15 protein-coding genes and 2 pseudogenes are annotated in these 16,349 nt (G+C 63.2%); 9 read left to right on the forward strand and 8 right to left on the reverse strand.

Annotated elements, in window-relative coordinates; translation table 11 throughout:
- Positions 1–100: pseudogene (locus ACKVEX_RS14570) on the reverse strand (integrase); the annotation flags it as partial.
- A 275-nt stretch (positions 101–375) separates the two neighbouring features.
- Between ACKVEX_RS14570 and ACKVEX_RS14575 the strand changes: the two are divergent.
- From ACKVEX_RS14575 to ACKVEX_RS14595, 5 genes and pseudogenes are all read left to right on the forward strand, one after another.
- Complete coding sequence (locus ACKVEX_RS14575) at positions 376–1,428, forward strand: linear amide C-N hydrolase (RefSeq protein ID WP_473216467.1); 1,053 nt, start codon at positions 376–378, stop codon at positions 1,426–1,428.
- A 93-nt stretch (positions 1,429–1,521) separates the two neighbouring features.
- On the forward strand, positions 1,522–2,235 hold the full coding sequence (locus tag ACKVEX_RS14580; protein ID WP_473216468.1) for a flavodoxin family protein: 714 nt from the start codon (positions 1,522–1,524) through the stop codon (positions 2,233–2,235).
- Positions 2,236–2,351: 116 nt separating this feature from the next.
- Entirely contained in the window at positions 2,352–3,173 is an 822-nt protein-coding gene (locus tag ACKVEX_RS14585) for an alpha/beta fold hydrolase (RefSeq protein WP_473216469.1), read from the forward strand.
- A 240-nt stretch (positions 3,174–3,413) separates the two neighbouring features.
- A pseudogene (locus ACKVEX_RS14590) lies at positions 3,414–3,656 on the forward strand (class I SAM-dependent methyltransferase); the annotation flags it as partial.
- A gap of 238 nt (positions 3,657–3,894) precedes the next feature.
- Positions 3,895–5,025 carry an NAD(P)H-dependent flavin oxidoreductase gene (locus ACKVEX_RS14595; RefSeq protein ID WP_473216470.1) on the forward strand — a complete coding sequence of 377 codons (1,131 nt, stop codon included), beginning with the start codon at positions 3,895–3,897 and terminating at the stop codon, positions 5,023–5,025.
- Positions 5,026–5,193: 168 nt separating this feature from the next.
- On the opposite strand, the gene ACKVEX_RS14600 is transcribed toward ACKVEX_RS14595, so the two are convergent.
- Positions 5,194–5,370, reverse strand: coding sequence for a PLDc N-terminal domain-containing protein (locus ACKVEX_RS14600; RefSeq protein WP_473216471.1), 177 nt, complete (start codon positions 5,368–5,370; stop codon positions 5,194–5,196).
- Positions 5,371–6,249: 879 nt separating this feature from the next.
- Here ACKVEX_RS14600 and ACKVEX_RS14605 point away from each other — a divergent pair.
- Complete coding sequence (locus ACKVEX_RS14605; RefSeq protein ID WP_473216472.1) at positions 6,250–7,569, forward strand: cation:proton antiporter; 1,320 nt, start codon at positions 6,250–6,252, stop codon at positions 7,567–7,569.
- Positions 7,570–7,600: 31 nt separating this feature from the next.
- Here the strand turns inward: ACKVEX_RS14605 and ACKVEX_RS14610 are convergent, their stop codons facing one another.
- Complete coding sequence (locus tag ACKVEX_RS14610; protein WP_473216473.1) at positions 7,601–8,530, reverse strand: HDOD domain-containing protein; 930 nt, start codon at positions 8,528–8,530, stop codon at positions 7,601–7,603.
- Entirely contained in the window at positions 8,527–10,695 is a 2,169-nt protein-coding gene (locus tag ACKVEX_RS14615; RefSeq protein WP_473216474.1) for a DUF1631 family protein, read from the reverse strand. Before ACKVEX_RS14615 ends, ACKVEX_RS14610 begins: the two co-directional genes overlap by 4 nt.
- A gap of 350 nt (positions 10,696–11,045) precedes the next feature.
- On the opposite strand from ACKVEX_RS14615, the gene ACKVEX_RS14620 reads away from it, so the two are divergent.
- Positions 11,046–11,288, forward strand: coding sequence for a hypothetical protein (locus ACKVEX_RS14620; protein WP_473216475.1), 243 nt, complete (start codon positions 11,046–11,048; stop codon positions 11,286–11,288).
- A 6-nt stretch (positions 11,289–11,294) separates the two neighbouring features.
- Here the strand turns inward: ACKVEX_RS14620 and ACKVEX_RS14625 are convergent, their stop codons facing one another.
- Positions 11,295–11,489: a hypothetical protein gene (locus tag ACKVEX_RS14625; RefSeq protein ID WP_473216476.1), complete on the reverse strand. Its 195-nt coding sequence runs from the start codon at positions 11,487–11,489 to the stop codon at positions 11,295–11,297.
- 1 nt (position 11,490) lies between these two features.
- Positions 11,491–11,823: a hypothetical protein gene (locus tag ACKVEX_RS14630; protein ID WP_473216477.1), complete on the reverse strand. Its 333-nt coding sequence runs from the start codon at positions 11,821–11,823 to the stop codon at positions 11,491–11,493.
- Positions 11,824–12,034: 211 nt separating this feature from the next.
- Here ACKVEX_RS14630 and pdsR point away from each other — a divergent pair, with 211 nt between their 5' ends.
- Together pdsR and ACKVEX_RS14640 are read left to right on the forward strand one after the other, a co-directional pair.
- Positions 12,035–12,721, forward strand: coding sequence for a proteobacterial dedicated sortase system response regulator (pdsR, locus tag ACKVEX_RS14635; protein WP_473216478.1), 687 nt, complete (start codon positions 12,035–12,037; stop codon positions 12,719–12,721).
- 5 nt (positions 12,722–12,726) lie between these two features.
- The gene (locus tag ACKVEX_RS14640) at positions 12,727–14,364 is read left to right on the forward strand and encodes an ATP-binding protein (RefSeq protein ID WP_473216479.1); all 1,638 of its coding nucleotides are present in this window, start codon (positions 12,727–12,729) and stop codon (positions 14,362–14,364) included.
- A gap of 13 nt (positions 14,365–14,377) precedes the next feature.
- Here the strand turns inward: ACKVEX_RS14640 and ACKVEX_RS14645 are convergent, their stop codons facing one another.
- A complete protein-coding gene (locus ACKVEX_RS14645) occupies positions 14,378–15,319 on the reverse strand; it encodes a ribose-phosphate diphosphokinase (protein WP_473216480.1) in 942 nt (313 codons plus the stop codon).
- 238 nt (positions 15,320–15,557) lie between these two features.
- On the reverse strand, positions 15,558–16,337 hold the full coding sequence (locus tag ACKVEX_RS14650; RefSeq protein WP_473216481.1) for a LamB/YcsF family protein: 780 nt from the start codon (positions 16,335–16,337) through the stop codon (positions 15,558–15,560).
- Positions 16,338–16,349: the final 12 nt, after the last annotated feature.

A 16,349-nucleotide genomic window follows, 5' to 3' on the forward strand; every position in this document is an offset into this window, starting at 1 on the left:
CCTTACGTTCGTTGGCCAACCAGCAAAGAAACTCCTCGACCTCGGCCACGCTCATGCCATGTGGATGCCGTATTCCCTGTTGCCGGACGAATGCACGCACCCAATGGACGTAGGCCTGCTCCGTCCTTATGCTGTAGTGCGTGTAACGGGATGCGTTCGCGGCGCAGGTCCAGGAGGCGCGGTGGGCGATTCGAAGTGCATGCGTGCGCAACGGCGAGTTCGGGCGAATGACGCTTACTGTTTATAAATACAGTATAGCGAGGATGGCCATGCTTTCAATGACAAATCCACATGACGTGCCTGTTGGAATACACGGCAGGCTCCGGAATACACGCCAAAATTGACGTCTACAACACGTTGTGAAGGAGAAATAAGATGAAAAAAATGATGAAGCCTTTGATATCCGTATTGTTCGTTGCTGTCTTCGCCTTTGCTGTTGAAGCGCACGCCTGCACGCGGGTTGTATACATCGGGCCAGAACAGACAGTTCTTACGGGAAGAACCATGGATTTTTCTATCGATATTCCTGCCAATCTGTGGATTTTCCCCCGAGGCATGGAACGACATGGGCAGGTCGGTCCGAATTCCCTGCGATGGGTGTCGCGCTACGGCAGTATCGCCGCGAGTTCATGGGACATTGCCACGCCTGACGGCATGAATGAAAAAGGTCTGGTCGCCAACATGTTATGGTTGGTTCAATCGGAATACCCCGCTTTTGATAAGGAAGGCGGAGAAACAGGACTGACCATTGCCGCATGGGCACAATACGTACTCGATATTTATGCCACTGTGAATGAGGCCGTTGAGGCTTTACGAAAAGAGGATTTTGTCGTCGTTACCGACTTCATTCCCGGAACGGATAAATTCACAACGGTTCACCTTTCGATATCTGACGCTACCGGTGATAGTGCTATTCTTGAATATGTAGATGGAAAGTTGGTGATTCACCATGATTCATCCTATCAGGTCATGACAAATGATCCGCTATTCGAGGAGCAGTTGGCCATTTCGAGCTATTGGAAGAATATACCTGGCACAACATTCCTTCCCGGAAGCAATCGGGCATCGGATCGCTTTGTTCGGGCATCCTATTACATCAATGCTATCCCGCAAACCAGCGATCCTCTTCTCTCGGTGGCTAGTGTGTTCAGCGTCATTCGGAATGTATCGGTGCCCTATGGAATATCCACGGAAGGACAGCCGCATATATCAAGCACTCGCTGGCGGGTCGTTGCGGATCAGAAGCGCCTGGTTTACTACTTCGAGAACGTCCTGACGCCGAACGTCCTCTGGGTTGACCTGAAGCAAGTGAATTTTTCAGCCGGTGAGCCCGTCATGAAGCTCGCTTTGGACGCTGGGCAAGTCTATGGAGGCAATGCGCTTGAGAGTTTTTCTGAGTCCGATCCGTTTGAATTCCAGGGACTATGATTTCAAAACAATGCCCTGCTGCGGACGTCATTAACGTGCCGCGGCAGCAGGGCTGACGTTATCCCGCTGCCCCATCTTGATCAGGAGTACTCCATGACGACATTTACGGAACTCAATGCCCTATTCATCAACACGTCCCTAAAAAAGAAGGCAGAGGATAGCCATACGAGGTTGCTGCTAAATGCTTCCTCGTCGATCATGGAAAAGAACGGCGTCTCGGTCGAACACGTGCATCTGGCTGCACATGACATTCCACCGGGCGTTTATCCAGATATGAGAGAGTATGGATGGGAAAAAGATGAATGGTCTAAGATTTGGGAGAAGGTAAAAGCGGCAGAAATTCTCGTTGTGGGGACTCCGATTTGGCTAGGCGAAGAGAGTTCGATCTGCCGCATACTGATCGAACGGCTATATGCGATGTCTGGTAAGCTTAACGATAAGGGTCAGTCGATTTATTACGGTAAGGTCGCAGGTTGCGTGATCACCGGGAACGAAGATGGAATCAAGCACACAGCAATGTCTATCGGATTCGCGCTAAATCACCTAGGCTACACAACGCCGCCACAAGCCGATTGCGGGTGGATTGGTGAGGCAGGTCCCGGACCGTCGTATGGCGACCCGACGGAAAACGGCGGACGTGTCGGCTTCGACAATGATTTCACGCAGCGCAACACAACGATCATGACCTGGAATTGCATGCATCTCGCACGGTTGCTCAAGGAGTCTGGCGGGATCCCGAATGAGGGCAATGACCGAGAGGCATGGAAATCCGGAGAACGGTTCGGTTTCGAAAACCCAGCTGGATGAACGGGATAACAAGTCGCTGCATTCAGACGGCAATTTCGCTGCGCTTCATTGCCGCCGGTGAGCTTGATCGTTAGCTGGCCTCAAGATCATCAGTTCCAACCATAAAGGCGGACTCAATGAACACTCAAATCACAGAAAACCATACGTACATTGATGGGCACAAGATTGCATTTCGGGAACAGGGGGCGGGTAGTCCGGTAATCCTGATTCACGGGATTCCGACGAATAGCCTCATGTGGCGAGATATTATTCCAAAACTTGCAAAAACCCATCGCGTCATCGCTCCTGATCTGCTCAATTATGGCCAATCCGCGAAACCGAAAAACGCGGATGTATCCATCAATGCCCAAAGCCACATGCTCGTAAAACTTATGGATGCCTTCGGCACGCCACGAGCCGATATCGTGGCGCATGATATCGGAGGCGGCGTTGCTCAGTTGATGGCCGCCCATCATCCGGAAAAAATTCGCAAGCTCGTTTTAATGGATTGTGTCTGCTTTGACTCGTGGCCCATACCAGAGTTTGAGCCGTTACAGAAACCGGAAGCGGAGTCGGGAATGAGTCTGAGCGACTTTGTCAGTATGATGAGAGACTTTATGCCAAATGGCGTATATAACAAGAGCATCATGACCGATGAACTTATCGATCTCTATCTTGCGCCCTGGTCAAGCGAAGACGGCAAGCAGGCATTTTTTCGTAATCTTAGGCGGTTGAACAAGGAATATACCCAGGCTGTTGCTGACGAACTTAAGCACCTCCCACATCAAACGCTCGTGATGTGGGGTGACAAAGATCCCTTTCAAAAACCTGAATATGCCACAAGATTGGTCGAAGCGATTCCGAATGCAGAACTTGTCTGGATCAAGGACGCTGGTCATTGGCTGATCGACGAGAAGCCGGATGAAATCGGGGATTGCATCAACCAGTTTCTCGGCTGATGCACGAACGTGCATGGAACCATCTAACACGACGCTACACCGGACGGCGATTCCGCTGCGCTTCATTGCCGCCGGTGAGATTGCCCTCGTGTCACGTGGACATTATCGAACCGATCATGGACCATTGTGACGCGCTGATTTTTCTCAATCCCGGTGTCGAAACATGCATTGCCACTGCCGGATAAGGCCATGGGAGCGCGAGAAGTTCACTTCCGCTGGAGAGCAGAGCTGCGTGCTTAAGAACTCGGCGTCGCCGATCGAGTCGAGTTCATCTATGGCGATGCTGCCGGCCATGTCTCTGACGAGAAGGCCGATGTGGCAGCCTGTGTCGGGGTCACTTGGATAGCCGGGGGAGTCGTCGGCACCATCGAGCTTCTGATGCGGAGCCTCCGTCCCGGAGAGATCATCCTTATCGGCGAGCCCTACTGGCGGCAGTGGCCGCCAACGGAAAGTCTTGCCAAGGGGTGTCTCGCCAACTCGATCGTAAGCGCTCCATGAACCCCACGCATGGAATCGCCGCCAGAGGTTGCGTTCTTCACTCTCAACGGCACGTGGTTTGCTTTGTTCGGGCGGACGACTCGCTGTGCGGGGCTCGGCGCGAAACCGGCTGCTCAGGCGACGCCTGAATTCGGGTCGAGCCCTCGTGGCGACGCGCTGGTTAACTTGATTTTTCTACGGTCCGGCGGGAGTCGCAACCGGCAGGATGGACGGAGTGCTTACCATGATCAATCAAACCATCGAAAGACCGCCTGCGGAGATCGTGGACCGGTTCAGGAGTCTGCTTGGTGTAGAGCTTCCGATCATTCAGGCCCCGATGGCGGGCGTGCAGGGACACGCGCTTGCCGTTGCGGTCTCCAACGCGGGTGGTCTCGGCTCGCTTCCGTGCGCGATGCTCGGCGCGGATGCCTTGCGCCACGAACTGGCGGCGATCAGGCGGCAGACCGAGAAGCCTTACAACGTCAATTTCTTCTGTCACGTGCCGCCGGAACCTGATGTCGAGCGTGAAAGGATCTGGCGGCAAGCGCTGTCACCATTTTTCGACGAGTACGGAATCGATGCAAACGCCATCGTCGCAGGACCCGGGCGCTTGCCCTTCAGCGCCGAAACCGCGGACGTGCTGGAGGAATTCAAACCCCCGGTGGTGAGCTTTCATTTCGGCCTGCCCGCGCCCGAGTTGCTCGGGCGGGTACGAAGCTGGGGCGCCAGAATCCTGTCCTCTGCCACGACTGTCGACGAGGCGCTGTGGCTGGAGGCGCATGGCGTCGATGCCGTCATCGCGCAAGGGCTCGAGGCGGGCGGGCATCGGGGCATGTTCCTGTCGGAGGATCTCGATACGCAGGTCGGCACGTTCGCGTTGGTGCCGCAGATCGTGCAGGCAGTGAAGGTCCCGGTCATCGCCGCAGGCGGCATTGCGGACGCCAGGGGTGTGGCGGCCGCGCTCGCGCTCGGCGCCGCCGGCGTGCAGATCGGGACCGCCTATATGTTGTGCCCGGAAGCCGCTACGAGTGCGCTGCATCGCGCGGCCCTGAAAAGCGACGCCGCCCGCGCCACTGCGTTGACCAACCTGTTCAGCGGCCGGCCGGCGCGCGGTATCGTGAACCTCCTGATGCGCGAGCTCGGTTCCATCAGTCGAGCCGCCCCCGCCTTTCCTTTGGCAACAGCCGCGATCGCACCCTTGCGTGCGAAGGCCGAAAGCCTGGGCAGCAGTGCGTTCTCGCCGCTGTGGGCGGGGCAGAATGCAAGCGGATGCAAAGAGGTTTCAGCGGCGCAGGTCACGCGAGAGTTGGCAAGCGCACTCGAGGGTTCTTCGAGCGTCGGCGAGCGAAGGGTACCCCAATTCCTGAAGCAGTAGGCTCGCACATCGCCAAGAGCGACCGAACCAGGAGGTAAGACAAGGCGTCATCGTGGATCGCCTACGACGAACTCGCCTGGGCTGAGGATCTGCTCGCGGCCCCCGCGGATTGCGAGGAAGAGGTCTCGGGCTATGTCGAACTGATCAAGCGCGGATCGGCCTGCGCTGCTACTTCGGCCCGACCAGCCACCAGATGATGAAACCCACCACCGGCAAGAGCAACAGGATCACAATCCACAGGGCCTTCGACAGCGGGGTTGCCGAACTCTGGACCACCTTGACGATCGCCCATATCACGACGAGAAGCCAGATGAGCCCGAACAGGCTGTTGATTTCGACACTCATTTGCGTTCCTTGGTGTTGTTCAAGCGTCAATCATACCGGGCTTGCCCGGCGGCGTCCGATGCCGCGGGCCGGTCGATGGCCGCCGCTTATTACGGGCACCGGCTTTCAGGCGCGTCATGGCGCAATTACACTATGCTTTATAGATCAGATGAAGGAGTTCGGAAATGAAGCTGGGCCGAATCGTCGTGTTCCTGCTTGCACTGTTCGCAGTGGGGCCAGCGCTCGCGAAGAATGACTGCAAGTGCGAAGGTTCCGCGGAGCCGGGAGGCCCGTGCTACGCTGGTCCGGGGGGGGGCTGTTACGCCGGTCCTGGTGGACCCATGTATGCGGGCCCGGGGGGGGCGATGTATGCCGGCCCGGGCGGCCCGATGCATGGTCTGGGCAAGGGAGGGCGGGGCGCGACCGACCCGGGCGGCGCCGCTTACGCCGGTCCGGGCGGCCCGTGTTATTCGGGTCCGGGCGGTGCATGTTTTGCGGACTCCGAGGAGACGCCCAGGGGCTGCCCCGCCATCTGTAAATGAGGTCCGATGGGCTTTGTCCGTCCGCGAACGCGAACACGCCGTAACAAGTGTGCCCCCGGCCTGGCGCATCATGCCGAGCCGACATGACCAGTCGGCGTCGCTGACGTGCGAGCCGGCCGTCTTGCTCCGTGTGTCCGAGATAGCCCGTATCACGCGGGTTTCCAGCCGACCGGCGATGCCGTACCGCATGTCCGCCAGCGCGGCTGGCGGCCGCTGAAACCTCGGTCAATCCTCCAGAAACTCTGAAACACCTGACGCGAGCGCACTGTGGGAGCATGCATCGTGTGCCCGCCGCATCTGCGGTAGGTCACTCTCGGTGCGACTGGGACGGGTCTCGACCCATACAAGGAGGCATTTCATGAGTTTCGGCATGGCAGGCTGGTTCATTCTCGTCGGAGGGATGCTGCTCACGATGAGGCTGCTGGCGCCCAACATGCGTCGCTTGCCGCTCACGCCCGCAATCGTCTATCTGGCGGTCGGCTTGATTCTCGGACCATCCCTTCTGGGCGTCTTCCACTTCAATCCGCTCAAGCAGTCCGAGTTGCTCGAGGTCCTGACCGAAGCGGCGGTGCTGGTGGCGCTGTTCTCGGCGGGCATCAAGATGCCGGCGCCGGTCAGCTGGGGGCGCTGGCGCACGCCGTTTCTGCTCGCGTTCCTGTCGATGGCGATCACGGTGGGGCTGATCGCAGGATTCGCGTACCTGGTGCTCGGCCTTCCGCTGGGTCTCGCAGTCCTGTTGGGCGCCATTCTCGCGCCGACCGATCCGGTGCTGGCGAGCGACATCCAGATCCGCCACCCCGGAGACCGGGATCGCCTGCGCTTCAATCTGACCTGCGAGGCCGGCTTGAACGACGGCACCGCGTTTCCGTTCGCGATGCTCGGGCTGGGCCTGCTCGGCCTGCACGAGTTGGGTGACTTCGGAAGTCGCTGGTTGTTGATCGACGTGCTGTGGGCGGGCGTCGGCGGCGTCGTGATCGGCGTGCTCTCCGGGATCGGCATCGCCCACTTGGCCAGTCGGCTGCGGCGCAAGGATCCTGACTGGAGCGGGCATGAGGATTTTCTCGGGCTGGGCATGATCGGCGTGATCTTCGGGCTGTGCTCGCTGGTCGGGGCCGGCGGATTTCTGGCGGTGTTCTCCGCCGCGGTGGCCTTCCGTCAGACCGAGCTCAGACTGGCCGAACGGGATGCGGTGCCGGTCCGGGGTGACGAGCCGGTCGCGTTGAGCGTGCCCCAGGTCGGCGTGGGGGCGCTGGTCTACAAGGAGCACCTCGAACGCCTGTCCGAGGTGGCTCTGGTTTTGCTGCTGGGCGGCATGCTGTTCCTGGATTCGTGGAGCTGGCGAGCGGTGGCGCTGGCGGGGTTCGTGTTCTTCGTCGTGCGTCCGCTGAGCGTGGTCGGCGGCCTTGGCCTGACCCGCGTGCCGCTCAGGATGCGTGCGATGACGGGGTGGTTCGGCGTGCGTGGCATCGGGTCGCTGTACTACCTGATGTACGCGATCAATCAGGGGCTGGAGGAACAGATGGCGGTGGAGCTGATCCACCTGACCCTGGTCGTCGTCACGCTGTCGATCTTCCTGCACGGACTGAGCGCGAAGCCGCTGATGCTGAGATTCTGGCGCGGCTCCGGCGCGGTGGAACCCGAGCCTGTGCCGCCTCCGGCGCTCGTGCGCCAGGGGTGATGCGCAGCTGCGCGCCCGGCGCCCCGAACGTTCAGCCCTTGCCGATGCTCGACGACACCGAGGGCACCGGCAGTCCGACCAGCGCGGTCCATTCGCGCAGCGGTGGGATGGACGCCTCGAGGACGGCGTGCATGTCGGCCGGGTCGAGGTCGAGAATCGCGGCGCGCAGCGCTGCCGTCGCGAGATTCTCGGGCTCTCGCCCCGGATTCAGCGCGACCTCGCTGAGGCTGCGCGCAAGCTGCAGTACGCTTGCCAACTGGTGACGGGGCGAACCTGCGGCGAAGCCGCCACCCTCGGGATCGGTCTGCCAGTAGACCAGATCGGCCATCGTGGTCGGCAGCTGCCAGTCGGCGAGCAGCACCGAGGACAGCTCGTGATGATCGAAACCGAAGGTCTCGCGCTCGAGGTCCCCCAGATCCCGCGAGGTGCTGCGTGCGGTTTGCAACAGGGCCGCGTATTCGTCCGGAACCGCGGTCGCGAACGCGAGCCGGCCGATGTCGGCGAGCAGGCCGAGCGAGAAGGTGTCGCCCTCGGGACGCCGGATGCAGCGGTCGGCCAGTGATTCGGTCAGGATGCCGGTATGCAGTGCGCCGACCCAGAACCGGCCGTAGTCGAAGCCCGGGCAGTTGCGCAGATCGCGCTGCGAAACCAGCGACAGTGTCAGCGCATGCGAGCGGATCGCATTGAGGCCGAGCCGCTGTATCGCACGGCGCAGGTCCAGCTTGTCGCTCATGCCGTAGAAACGCGCAGACGCGGCCGCGCGCAGCGTGAAGGCGGTCAGGGCAGGGTCGGTTTTCACGATGTTCATCGCATCGTCGAGCGACGAGTCCGGGTCGCTGGCGATCTCGACCAGTTTCAGCGCGGTGCCGCGCGGACTCGGCAGGGATTCGGCGCCGAGCAGGAAGGCGCGGATGTCGCGCAAGACCTCCTGCGGTGCCCTGTGTTCGGCCAGGCCGCTCATCGCGCTACCCCTTCGCCGGCAGGCTTGTAGTCGTCGAGCACGTCCGCGACCAGCCGGTCCATCAGCGGCTCGTCATCCACCAGCGCGGCCTCATTGGTGTTGAACTTGCGCGCCAGCTCTGAGCGGGTGAGCGCGAGCGCGCGCTGTCCCTGCCGGTTCGCGAACAGATACATCGTGCGGGCCGGACTGATCCAGGTCAGGCGTACCGCGCGTCGCTCGCCGGATTCGAGGCGTAGCTCGATCCAGGTGCCACGTTCGAGCATGTCGAGCTCGTCGGCATCATGTTCTGGCAAGGGTGGCGCCGGCGGTGGGGCGACCGGCCGGGGTGGTGGGGCGGGGTTCGATACACCAGGGGTGGGGGCCGCCATGCCGGCACGGACCGCGACCGCATGCAGTTTCACCAGCTCGGCGAAAAAGGCCTCCCGGACGCTGGCGTCCACCCCGGCGATCTCCAGGCCTGCCTTCAGACCGCCTAGCAGCTGCGGCAGCATCTTCACCAGTCGCTGGCGCTCCTCCGCGCCATGCTTTGGGCGGATGCTCCATACCAGCTCGTCCATCGTGGTGACGGTGATGGTCCATTGCCGCCCGTCCTCGCTGCCGGACCGGGCCGCCTCGGTGAGTGCCCCGAGCCAGTGATCGGACAGGAAGCGTTTGATCGCCTCGGGGACGTCGTCGTCGGCGACATAGGCGGAGATTGCGCCCTCGGCCACCGTACGCGCGATCTCGAGCTGTTCGCGGGCGGTCAGGCGGCTGGCGAGCGCGGCCGCCTTCTGGTCCGCCTGCTGCTCCTGTTCGGCGAGGAAGGCCTCCATCGTCGCCAGGCAGGACGCGAACACGCTGCTGTCCTCGCAGGCCTCGTTCTGGATGCGCAGCACCAGCGGTTCGGCGGCCTTGTAGAGGGTCGACTCGGGCGTGAGCTCGCCGTCCCAGGTCGAGGCCGACTGGGCCATCGCGTTGATCAGCCTGCGCGCCGGGTGATTGCGGTTGGAGAAGAAGCTGTGATCGGCCAGTGCGAGCTTCAGGACAGGGAGCTGCATGCGCCCGATCAGCCCCTTCATCACCTCCGGGACACGGTCGTCGTCGAAGATGAAGTCGAACAGTGTCGCGACCACGTCGATGACGATGTTGTCCACCGGGCCCAGGTGCTTGCCGACACCGGCATCGAGCAGGCCGTGGAGCACGTTCATCGTCGCGGCGGCGGTCGTGTCTATGTTGAACTGACCGTCGCCGAGTTCGACGTCGGTCTCGCCCATCTGCAGTCGCGTCAGCAGCTGCATCATGCCGGGGTTGGCATGGGATCGGGTTGCGAAACCGGAATCTGACCCGGCACCACTTCCGAATCCGCCGAAACCCTGCGTCTGTTCGGGGTCACCCTGCGACAGCAACTGCCTGAGCACGTCGGCGGCGTCGGCCTGGACTTCGGGCGGGCGCGCACGTGCCGACGGACGTTTTCTTTCGACGCCGCCCCGCCTGACGCCATGGCGGATGCGCGGCAGGACCCGGCGCACGATCAGGAGCTGGTTGATGTCGCGATAGATGGTGTTCAGTTCCGGCGCAAGCTTGCGCGTCATCATCTCGAACAGCATTTCCTTGGCCGGCCGAGGGCAGTCGAGGGCCCAGCAGGCTTCCTTCAGCGCCTCCGACACGGCTTCGGGGCCGGCGGGATTGTCGGATGCGTCCAGTTCGGACGCTGCACCCAGCATCAACGCGATTCGTGGCAGCAGATCCTTCAGTTCGGTCTCGCACGCGCCGTAGAGCACGTTGGCCTGGCCCTTGACGGTCAGCGCCTCGGAGAACTCCTGGTCGTCGATCAGCGACAGCTCGATCTCGCCATGATGATGCTTGCCGTAGAGATCGCTGGTCCTGCCGTGGCGCTTGCGGGAGAGTTCGCCGAACGCATGGTCGAATGCGCTGGCGAAGCTGCGCTCGAGCGCTTCGCCCTGCACGCGCAGCTGCGTCTGCAGTTCGCCGAGCATTCTCTCGACGTCGGGCTCGAGCGCACCTAGCTTGCGTTCCTCGATATCCTCCTCGAGCGACGCGCGCAGGTTCGCAAGCGCAGTGCAGGCGCGGCTGCGTATCAGCTCGCGCGTTTCGGTGAGCACGCCGGCATAGGCCCTGGAGGCGCCGGGATCGGGGTCTTGGCTCGCACGTGTGGCTTCGGTCACGTTGTGCTCCGTTTCGCCGCCAGCGGGCGGCAAAGCAATCGGGGTTCGAGTCGCGACGAGCGATGCAGCCGGCCTCCGGGGCAAGGCTTCGTGCCGCGGTGCCTGCATGGCGCGCGGCGCGAGGCGGTGTGCGGAACCGGCACGATGATCCGGGCATGGTTCGAAACGACCTGCACACGAAGTTTCTCACAGGTCCCGGTAGGGACGGAAACGTTGTGGCCGTTTCGGCGCCGACAGGTCGGTTTTACGGGATACTTGGTGCCCCGAAGTGGTGATCCGGCGATCGGCGATGCCGTGATAGAGTCTCCGGATCCGAGCGCACCGGTGCGCCGGGCTCGACGACGATTACGATGAATGCAACTGCGCGCGACGGTTTGCTCACCAGGCTGGTCGCCTTTGGCTCGGAGGTCGCGTCCGTTTATGTGACGCTGCTCAAGGTCATGGTGCCCGCGCTGATCGTGCTGCTCGGTGCCGATCTGTCGGGCATCCTGTGGACTCGCCTGGCCTTCGCGTTCGTCGTCATCGCGACGCTGGCGCGTCTGCCGGTGCTCACCCGGCGCCTGCAGGAGCCCGACGCGCAGGCGAGCCGGTGAGTCCGCTCAGGCCAGAAACTGCCAGGCGAGACCGGCGACGACGATGGTCGTCGTGCCCAGCACGAGCAGCCGCATCCTGCGCGCCCGACGCCTGTTTACGGTGGCAGGATGCGGGCCGAGGCAGTGACTGGCCGGCCATGCGCATTCGACACCGAGAAAGTCGCAGCTTCGGCAGTTCTGACAGCTGCTGAATGGACGCATGTCAGTTGTCCTGGCGGACCGGCTGCCAGCCGCCCTGCGCGCCGAGCGACATCCGGTGCAGCAGCATCAGTTCTTGGTCGCGCGGGCTCGGCGTCATGCATGGTCTTTCGGCGGTCGCCTGCGTCAGGTTCTGGGTGCGGAGTGCGCCAGCAGGCTGCGCCTGTGCCGCCACAGCTTGTCCCGAAAGCAGCAGTACGAGTGCTATCAGCACGACGTTGATCGCGAACGCGGTCGCGATGACACGCGCGATGAGGCCGAACAGTTCCTTGGCGAAGTGACCCGGTTTTTCGACTTCGTCGCCGTCGTTGGTGTGAAGCGCGGTCGCTGTGTCCATGATGTTCTCCAGTGGGAGGGCGATGGCTGCATTTAAAGCCCTCAAAGCGTCGGCGAACCGGAGCAAACATGGCAAACCGCAGGCCAATTGTGGCAGAAAGATGGCACTGTGTCGGAGCGTCGGGGGTGGCTGGCGGACGGGATCGGACGCGATGGTATAGTCGTCCGCAGGTCGGGTCGGATCGCACCGGTACCGGCCGCATGGAGAAAGCATGGGACGTCGCATCGCAATCGTCGAGGACGAGGAAGCGATCCGCGCAAACTACGCGGAGGCCTTGACGCGCCAGGGCTACGAGGTCGTGGCCTATGCCGACCGGCCCTCCGCGCTCGCGGCGTTCCGTAACCGTCTGCCGGATCTGGCGATCATCGACATCGGCCTGGGCGACGAGCCCGAAGGCGGGTTCACGCTGTGCGGCGAACTTCGGGCGATGTCGGTGCGACTGCCGATCATCTTCCTGACCGCGCGGGACAGCGATTTTGACATCGTGTCCGGGCTGCGACTCGGTGCGGACGACTATCTCACCAAGGATGTGAGCCTGCAGCACCTGCTGGCGCGGGTGGCGGCGCTGTTTCGCCGTGTCGAGGCGCTCGCCGAAGCGCAGCCGCAGCAGGAGATGCTGGCGCGCGGCGCGCTGCGGCTGGATACGATGCGCCTCGTCGCGGAATGGAAGGGCGAACCGGTGCCGTTGACGCTGACCGAGTTCTGGATGGTCCATACGCTGGCCAGGACGCCCGGGCATGTGAAAAGCCGCGATCAGCTGATGCAGGATGCTCGGCTGGTCGATGACGGCACGATCACGTCGCACGTGAAGCGCATCCGGCGCAAGTTCGCAGCGATCGATCCGGACTTCGACAGCATCGAGAGCGTCTACGGCATGGGTTACCGCTGGAAGGCCTGAACGGCATGAAGGCGTCGATCCGGCCACGCTTCAGCCTGCGCTCGAAACTGGCGGTGCTGTCGCTGCTGCTGCTCGCGCTTCCGTGGGTCGGTTACCGGTATGTGAAGGAGATGGAGGGCTTTCTGCTCGAGGGGCAGCGTGATGCGCTGGTGGCGACCTCGCGCGCGGTCGCCACCGCACTGCACGACCGGCCTCAGCTGATGCGCGTGCGGCCGCGCACCGGTATACCGGCCCAGGGCGCATCCATCGCGTTGCTACCCGGTGAGGAACTCGTCGAAGCAGCCCCGGCGCCGGCGCGCGAACTGGAGACCGACCAGCCCGCGGTGGCCGAAGTCGAGGCCATTCTGCGCGGACTGGAGCGCACCACGTCGCGGATCTGGGTGATCAACCGCGACCTGCGCGTGCTGGCGCTGGCCGGCAGTCTGCGTGCTGACGAAACCGAGCGGGCAGAGCGCCTGTCGGGTTGGCGCAGGGCCTGGTATGCGCTGCTCGCACGCATGATGCCGCCGCCGGGCGAGGATTTCGAGGATGTGATCGACCCGGACACGGTCGCAACCGGGCGCGACGTGTTCGACGCGCTGCTTATGGGTGCGCCCGGATCGCGGCTCAGCCGCAGCGCCGACGGCGCGACGCTGGTGGTGTCGGCCGCACACCCGATCTGGAGCGGTGACCAGGTGCTCGGCGCGGTCGTCGTCGAGGAGAGCACCCATTCGATCCAGTCCCTGCGCAACCGGGCGCTCGAGCGCCTGCTGCTGCTGACGATGGCGGGTTTTGCATTCGCCGCGGCGCTGGTGTTCGGTTTTGCGTCGCGCCTTTCATTCCGGATCCGCCGACTCCGCGACGAGGCCGAGAACGCGATCGACGCCAGCGGCCGGATCTCGCCGCTGCGCGCCGGCTCTTCCGCCGGTGACGAGGTCGGCGATCTGTCCCGCAGCTTCTCGGCGCTGCTGGAGCGGCTCGCCCGCAATCAATCCTATCTGGAGAGCATGGCGAGCCGGCTGTCGCATGAACTGCGGACACCGATTGCGGTGGTCCGTTCGTCCCTGGAGAACCTGCGTGCCGAGGCCTTGCCCGATGGCGCACGGACCTACATGGAGCGCGCCGAGGCCGGTCTGTCGCGGCTGTCGCGCATCCTGTCGCGCATGAGCGAGGCCACCCGGATGGAGCAGGCGCTGGCGGCCACCGACACTGAGCGCTTCGATCTGCGCACTGTGGTGGCCGAATGCGTCAGCGGCTACCGCGTGGCCTACCCGTCACGGTCCTTCGAGTCGGTGCTGCCGCCGTATCCGGCGTGGGTGATCGGCGCACCGGATCTGGCGGCCCAGATGCTGGACAAGCTGGTGGAGAACGCCGCCGACTTCGCGTTGCCCGACACGCCGATCAGGGTGGAGTTGCGTTTCATGGCGACGACCGCCGCGCTGTCGGTCAGCAACCTCGGGCCGTTGCTGCCGGCCGAGCTCGAGGGCCGCCTGTTCGAGTCCATGGTGACCGCGCGCAAGCGCGAAGGTGGTGGCGAGCCGCATCTCGGGCTCGGGCTTTATGTTGCACGCATGATCGCGGCCTTTCACGGTGGTACGCTGAGCGCCGAGAATCTCGAGACCGGAGACGGGGTCCGGTTCACCGCCGAGCTGCGTCTGGCGTGACCTGTACCCCGACTTACAGAAACAGCGCGCCGACGCTCTCGCCGGTGTGAATGCGCTCGATCGCGGCGGCGATCAACGGCGCCACGGTCAGCACCGTCAGCTTGTCGAAGCGCTTTTCGGGGGGGACGTGCACAGTGTTCGTGACCACGATCGATTCGATGTCCGCATCGCGCAGCCGCTCCACCGCCGGACCGCACAGTACGCCATGCACCGCCCCGACGTGGATGCTGCGCACGCCGGCGGCCCGCAGCGTGGCGATAGTCGCGAGCAGCGTGCCGCCAGTCGCGATCTCGTCGTCGAAGATCACCACGTCACGCCCTTTCACGTCGCCGACGACCTGGCCCTGCTTGACCTCGGTGTCGTTGATGCGGCGCTTGTCGATGATCGCCATCGGCACGCGCAGGCGTTCCGAGAAGCGCCCGACCCGCTTCGCACCGCCCGCGTCGGTTGCGACCGCGACCAGGTTGGACAGGTCGTGGTTCTGCCTGAAATGATCGACGATGATCGGGATCGCGCTCAGGTGATCGACCGGAACACTGAAGAAGCCATGGACCTGATCGGCGTGCAGGTCCATCGTCAGCACACGGTCGGCGCCGGCGGTCTTGAGCATATCGGCGATCAACCTGCCGGTGATCGAGATGCGCGGGGCATCCTTCTTGTCCGAGCGGGCATATGAGTAGTAGGGAATGATCGCGGTCACCCGTCGCGCCGACGCACTGCGCAGCGCATCCAGCGTGATCAACAGCTCCATGATGTGATCGCTGACCGGTTCGGAGAACGACTGAACCACGAACACGTCGCGTTCGCGCACGTTGTCGCGGATCTGCACATGCAGGTTGTCGTTGGAGAAGCGCGACACGGCCAGTGGGCTGACCCCGATACCGACCTGCCCGGCCACTTCGGACGTCAGCTGCGGATTGGAGCTGCAGGAAAAGATTCTGAGGGCGTCGATCATTTTGGCTGCCGGCAATTGCGGTGAAGTGTTCATCGTATGCGCTGAGAAAGATGGATCGTCCGCGACCAGCATGCGTCGATCAGACTTGCCCCTATTGTAAGCCAATGATGCCCGACGGCGGGGTGCTGGGTACCGCTGGTGGTGCCGCAATCGGTGGCGTCATCGGGGACCAGGTCGGCAAGAACCGCTGATCGCATGAACCTGGCGGGCGGCCGATTGCCGGCCGTGGCCCGCCCGGTCAGGTGCGCAGCGTCGTCATCGCCGCCAGAGGCCTGAGCGCGCAGCCGGCGTCTTCGAGGGCCTTGCGCACGGCGCGTGCGACCTCGACCGCATGGACGTTGTCGCCGTGCACGCAGATCGTGTGGAACGGCATAGGCAATTTCTTTCCGGATGCCGACACGATTCCGCCGGCATCGAGCATGCGCAGCACGTGACGCACGCAGTCGCGGGTTTCGGTCAGCACCGCGCCGGGCTGGCTGCGCGGCACCAGATGTCCTTCGTCGGTATAGGCCCGGTCCGCGAAGACCTCGCCCGCCACGGGCAGGCCTTCCCGCCGGCCGGCGTCCTCCAGCCGCGAGCCGGCCGGTGCAACCAGGATCATGCCGGGGTCGAAGCTCTTGACCGCTTTCGCGATGCGGCCCGCGATCAGGGCGTCTTCGGCCGCCATGTTGTTCAGCGCACCGTGCGGCTTCACATGCGTCATCTCCAGGCCTTCGATGCGGGCCATGCCGGCCAGTGCGGCCATCTGGTACAGCACCATCGCCTGCAACTCGTCTGCGGCCATCTGCATCGGGCGCCGGCCGAAGCCCTGCAGGTCCGGGAAGGACGGATGCGCGCCGACGCTGACGCCGGACTTTTTGGCCGCGTGCAGCGTGCGCCGCATCACCAGCGGGTCGCCGGCATGAAAACCGCAGGCGATGCTGGCGCTGTTGACGATGCCCAGCATCGCGGTGTCGTCACCCATCTTCCAGGCGCCGAAGGATTCGCCGAGGTCGGCATTCAGATTGAGTTCCATCATCTTGTCTCCACG

Origin of the sequence: Denitraticella aggregata, from assembly GCF_048158365.1 — a bacterium.
GTDB lineage: Bacteria > Pseudomonadota > Gammaproteobacteria > Burkholderiales > Rhodocyclaceae > Azoarcus_F.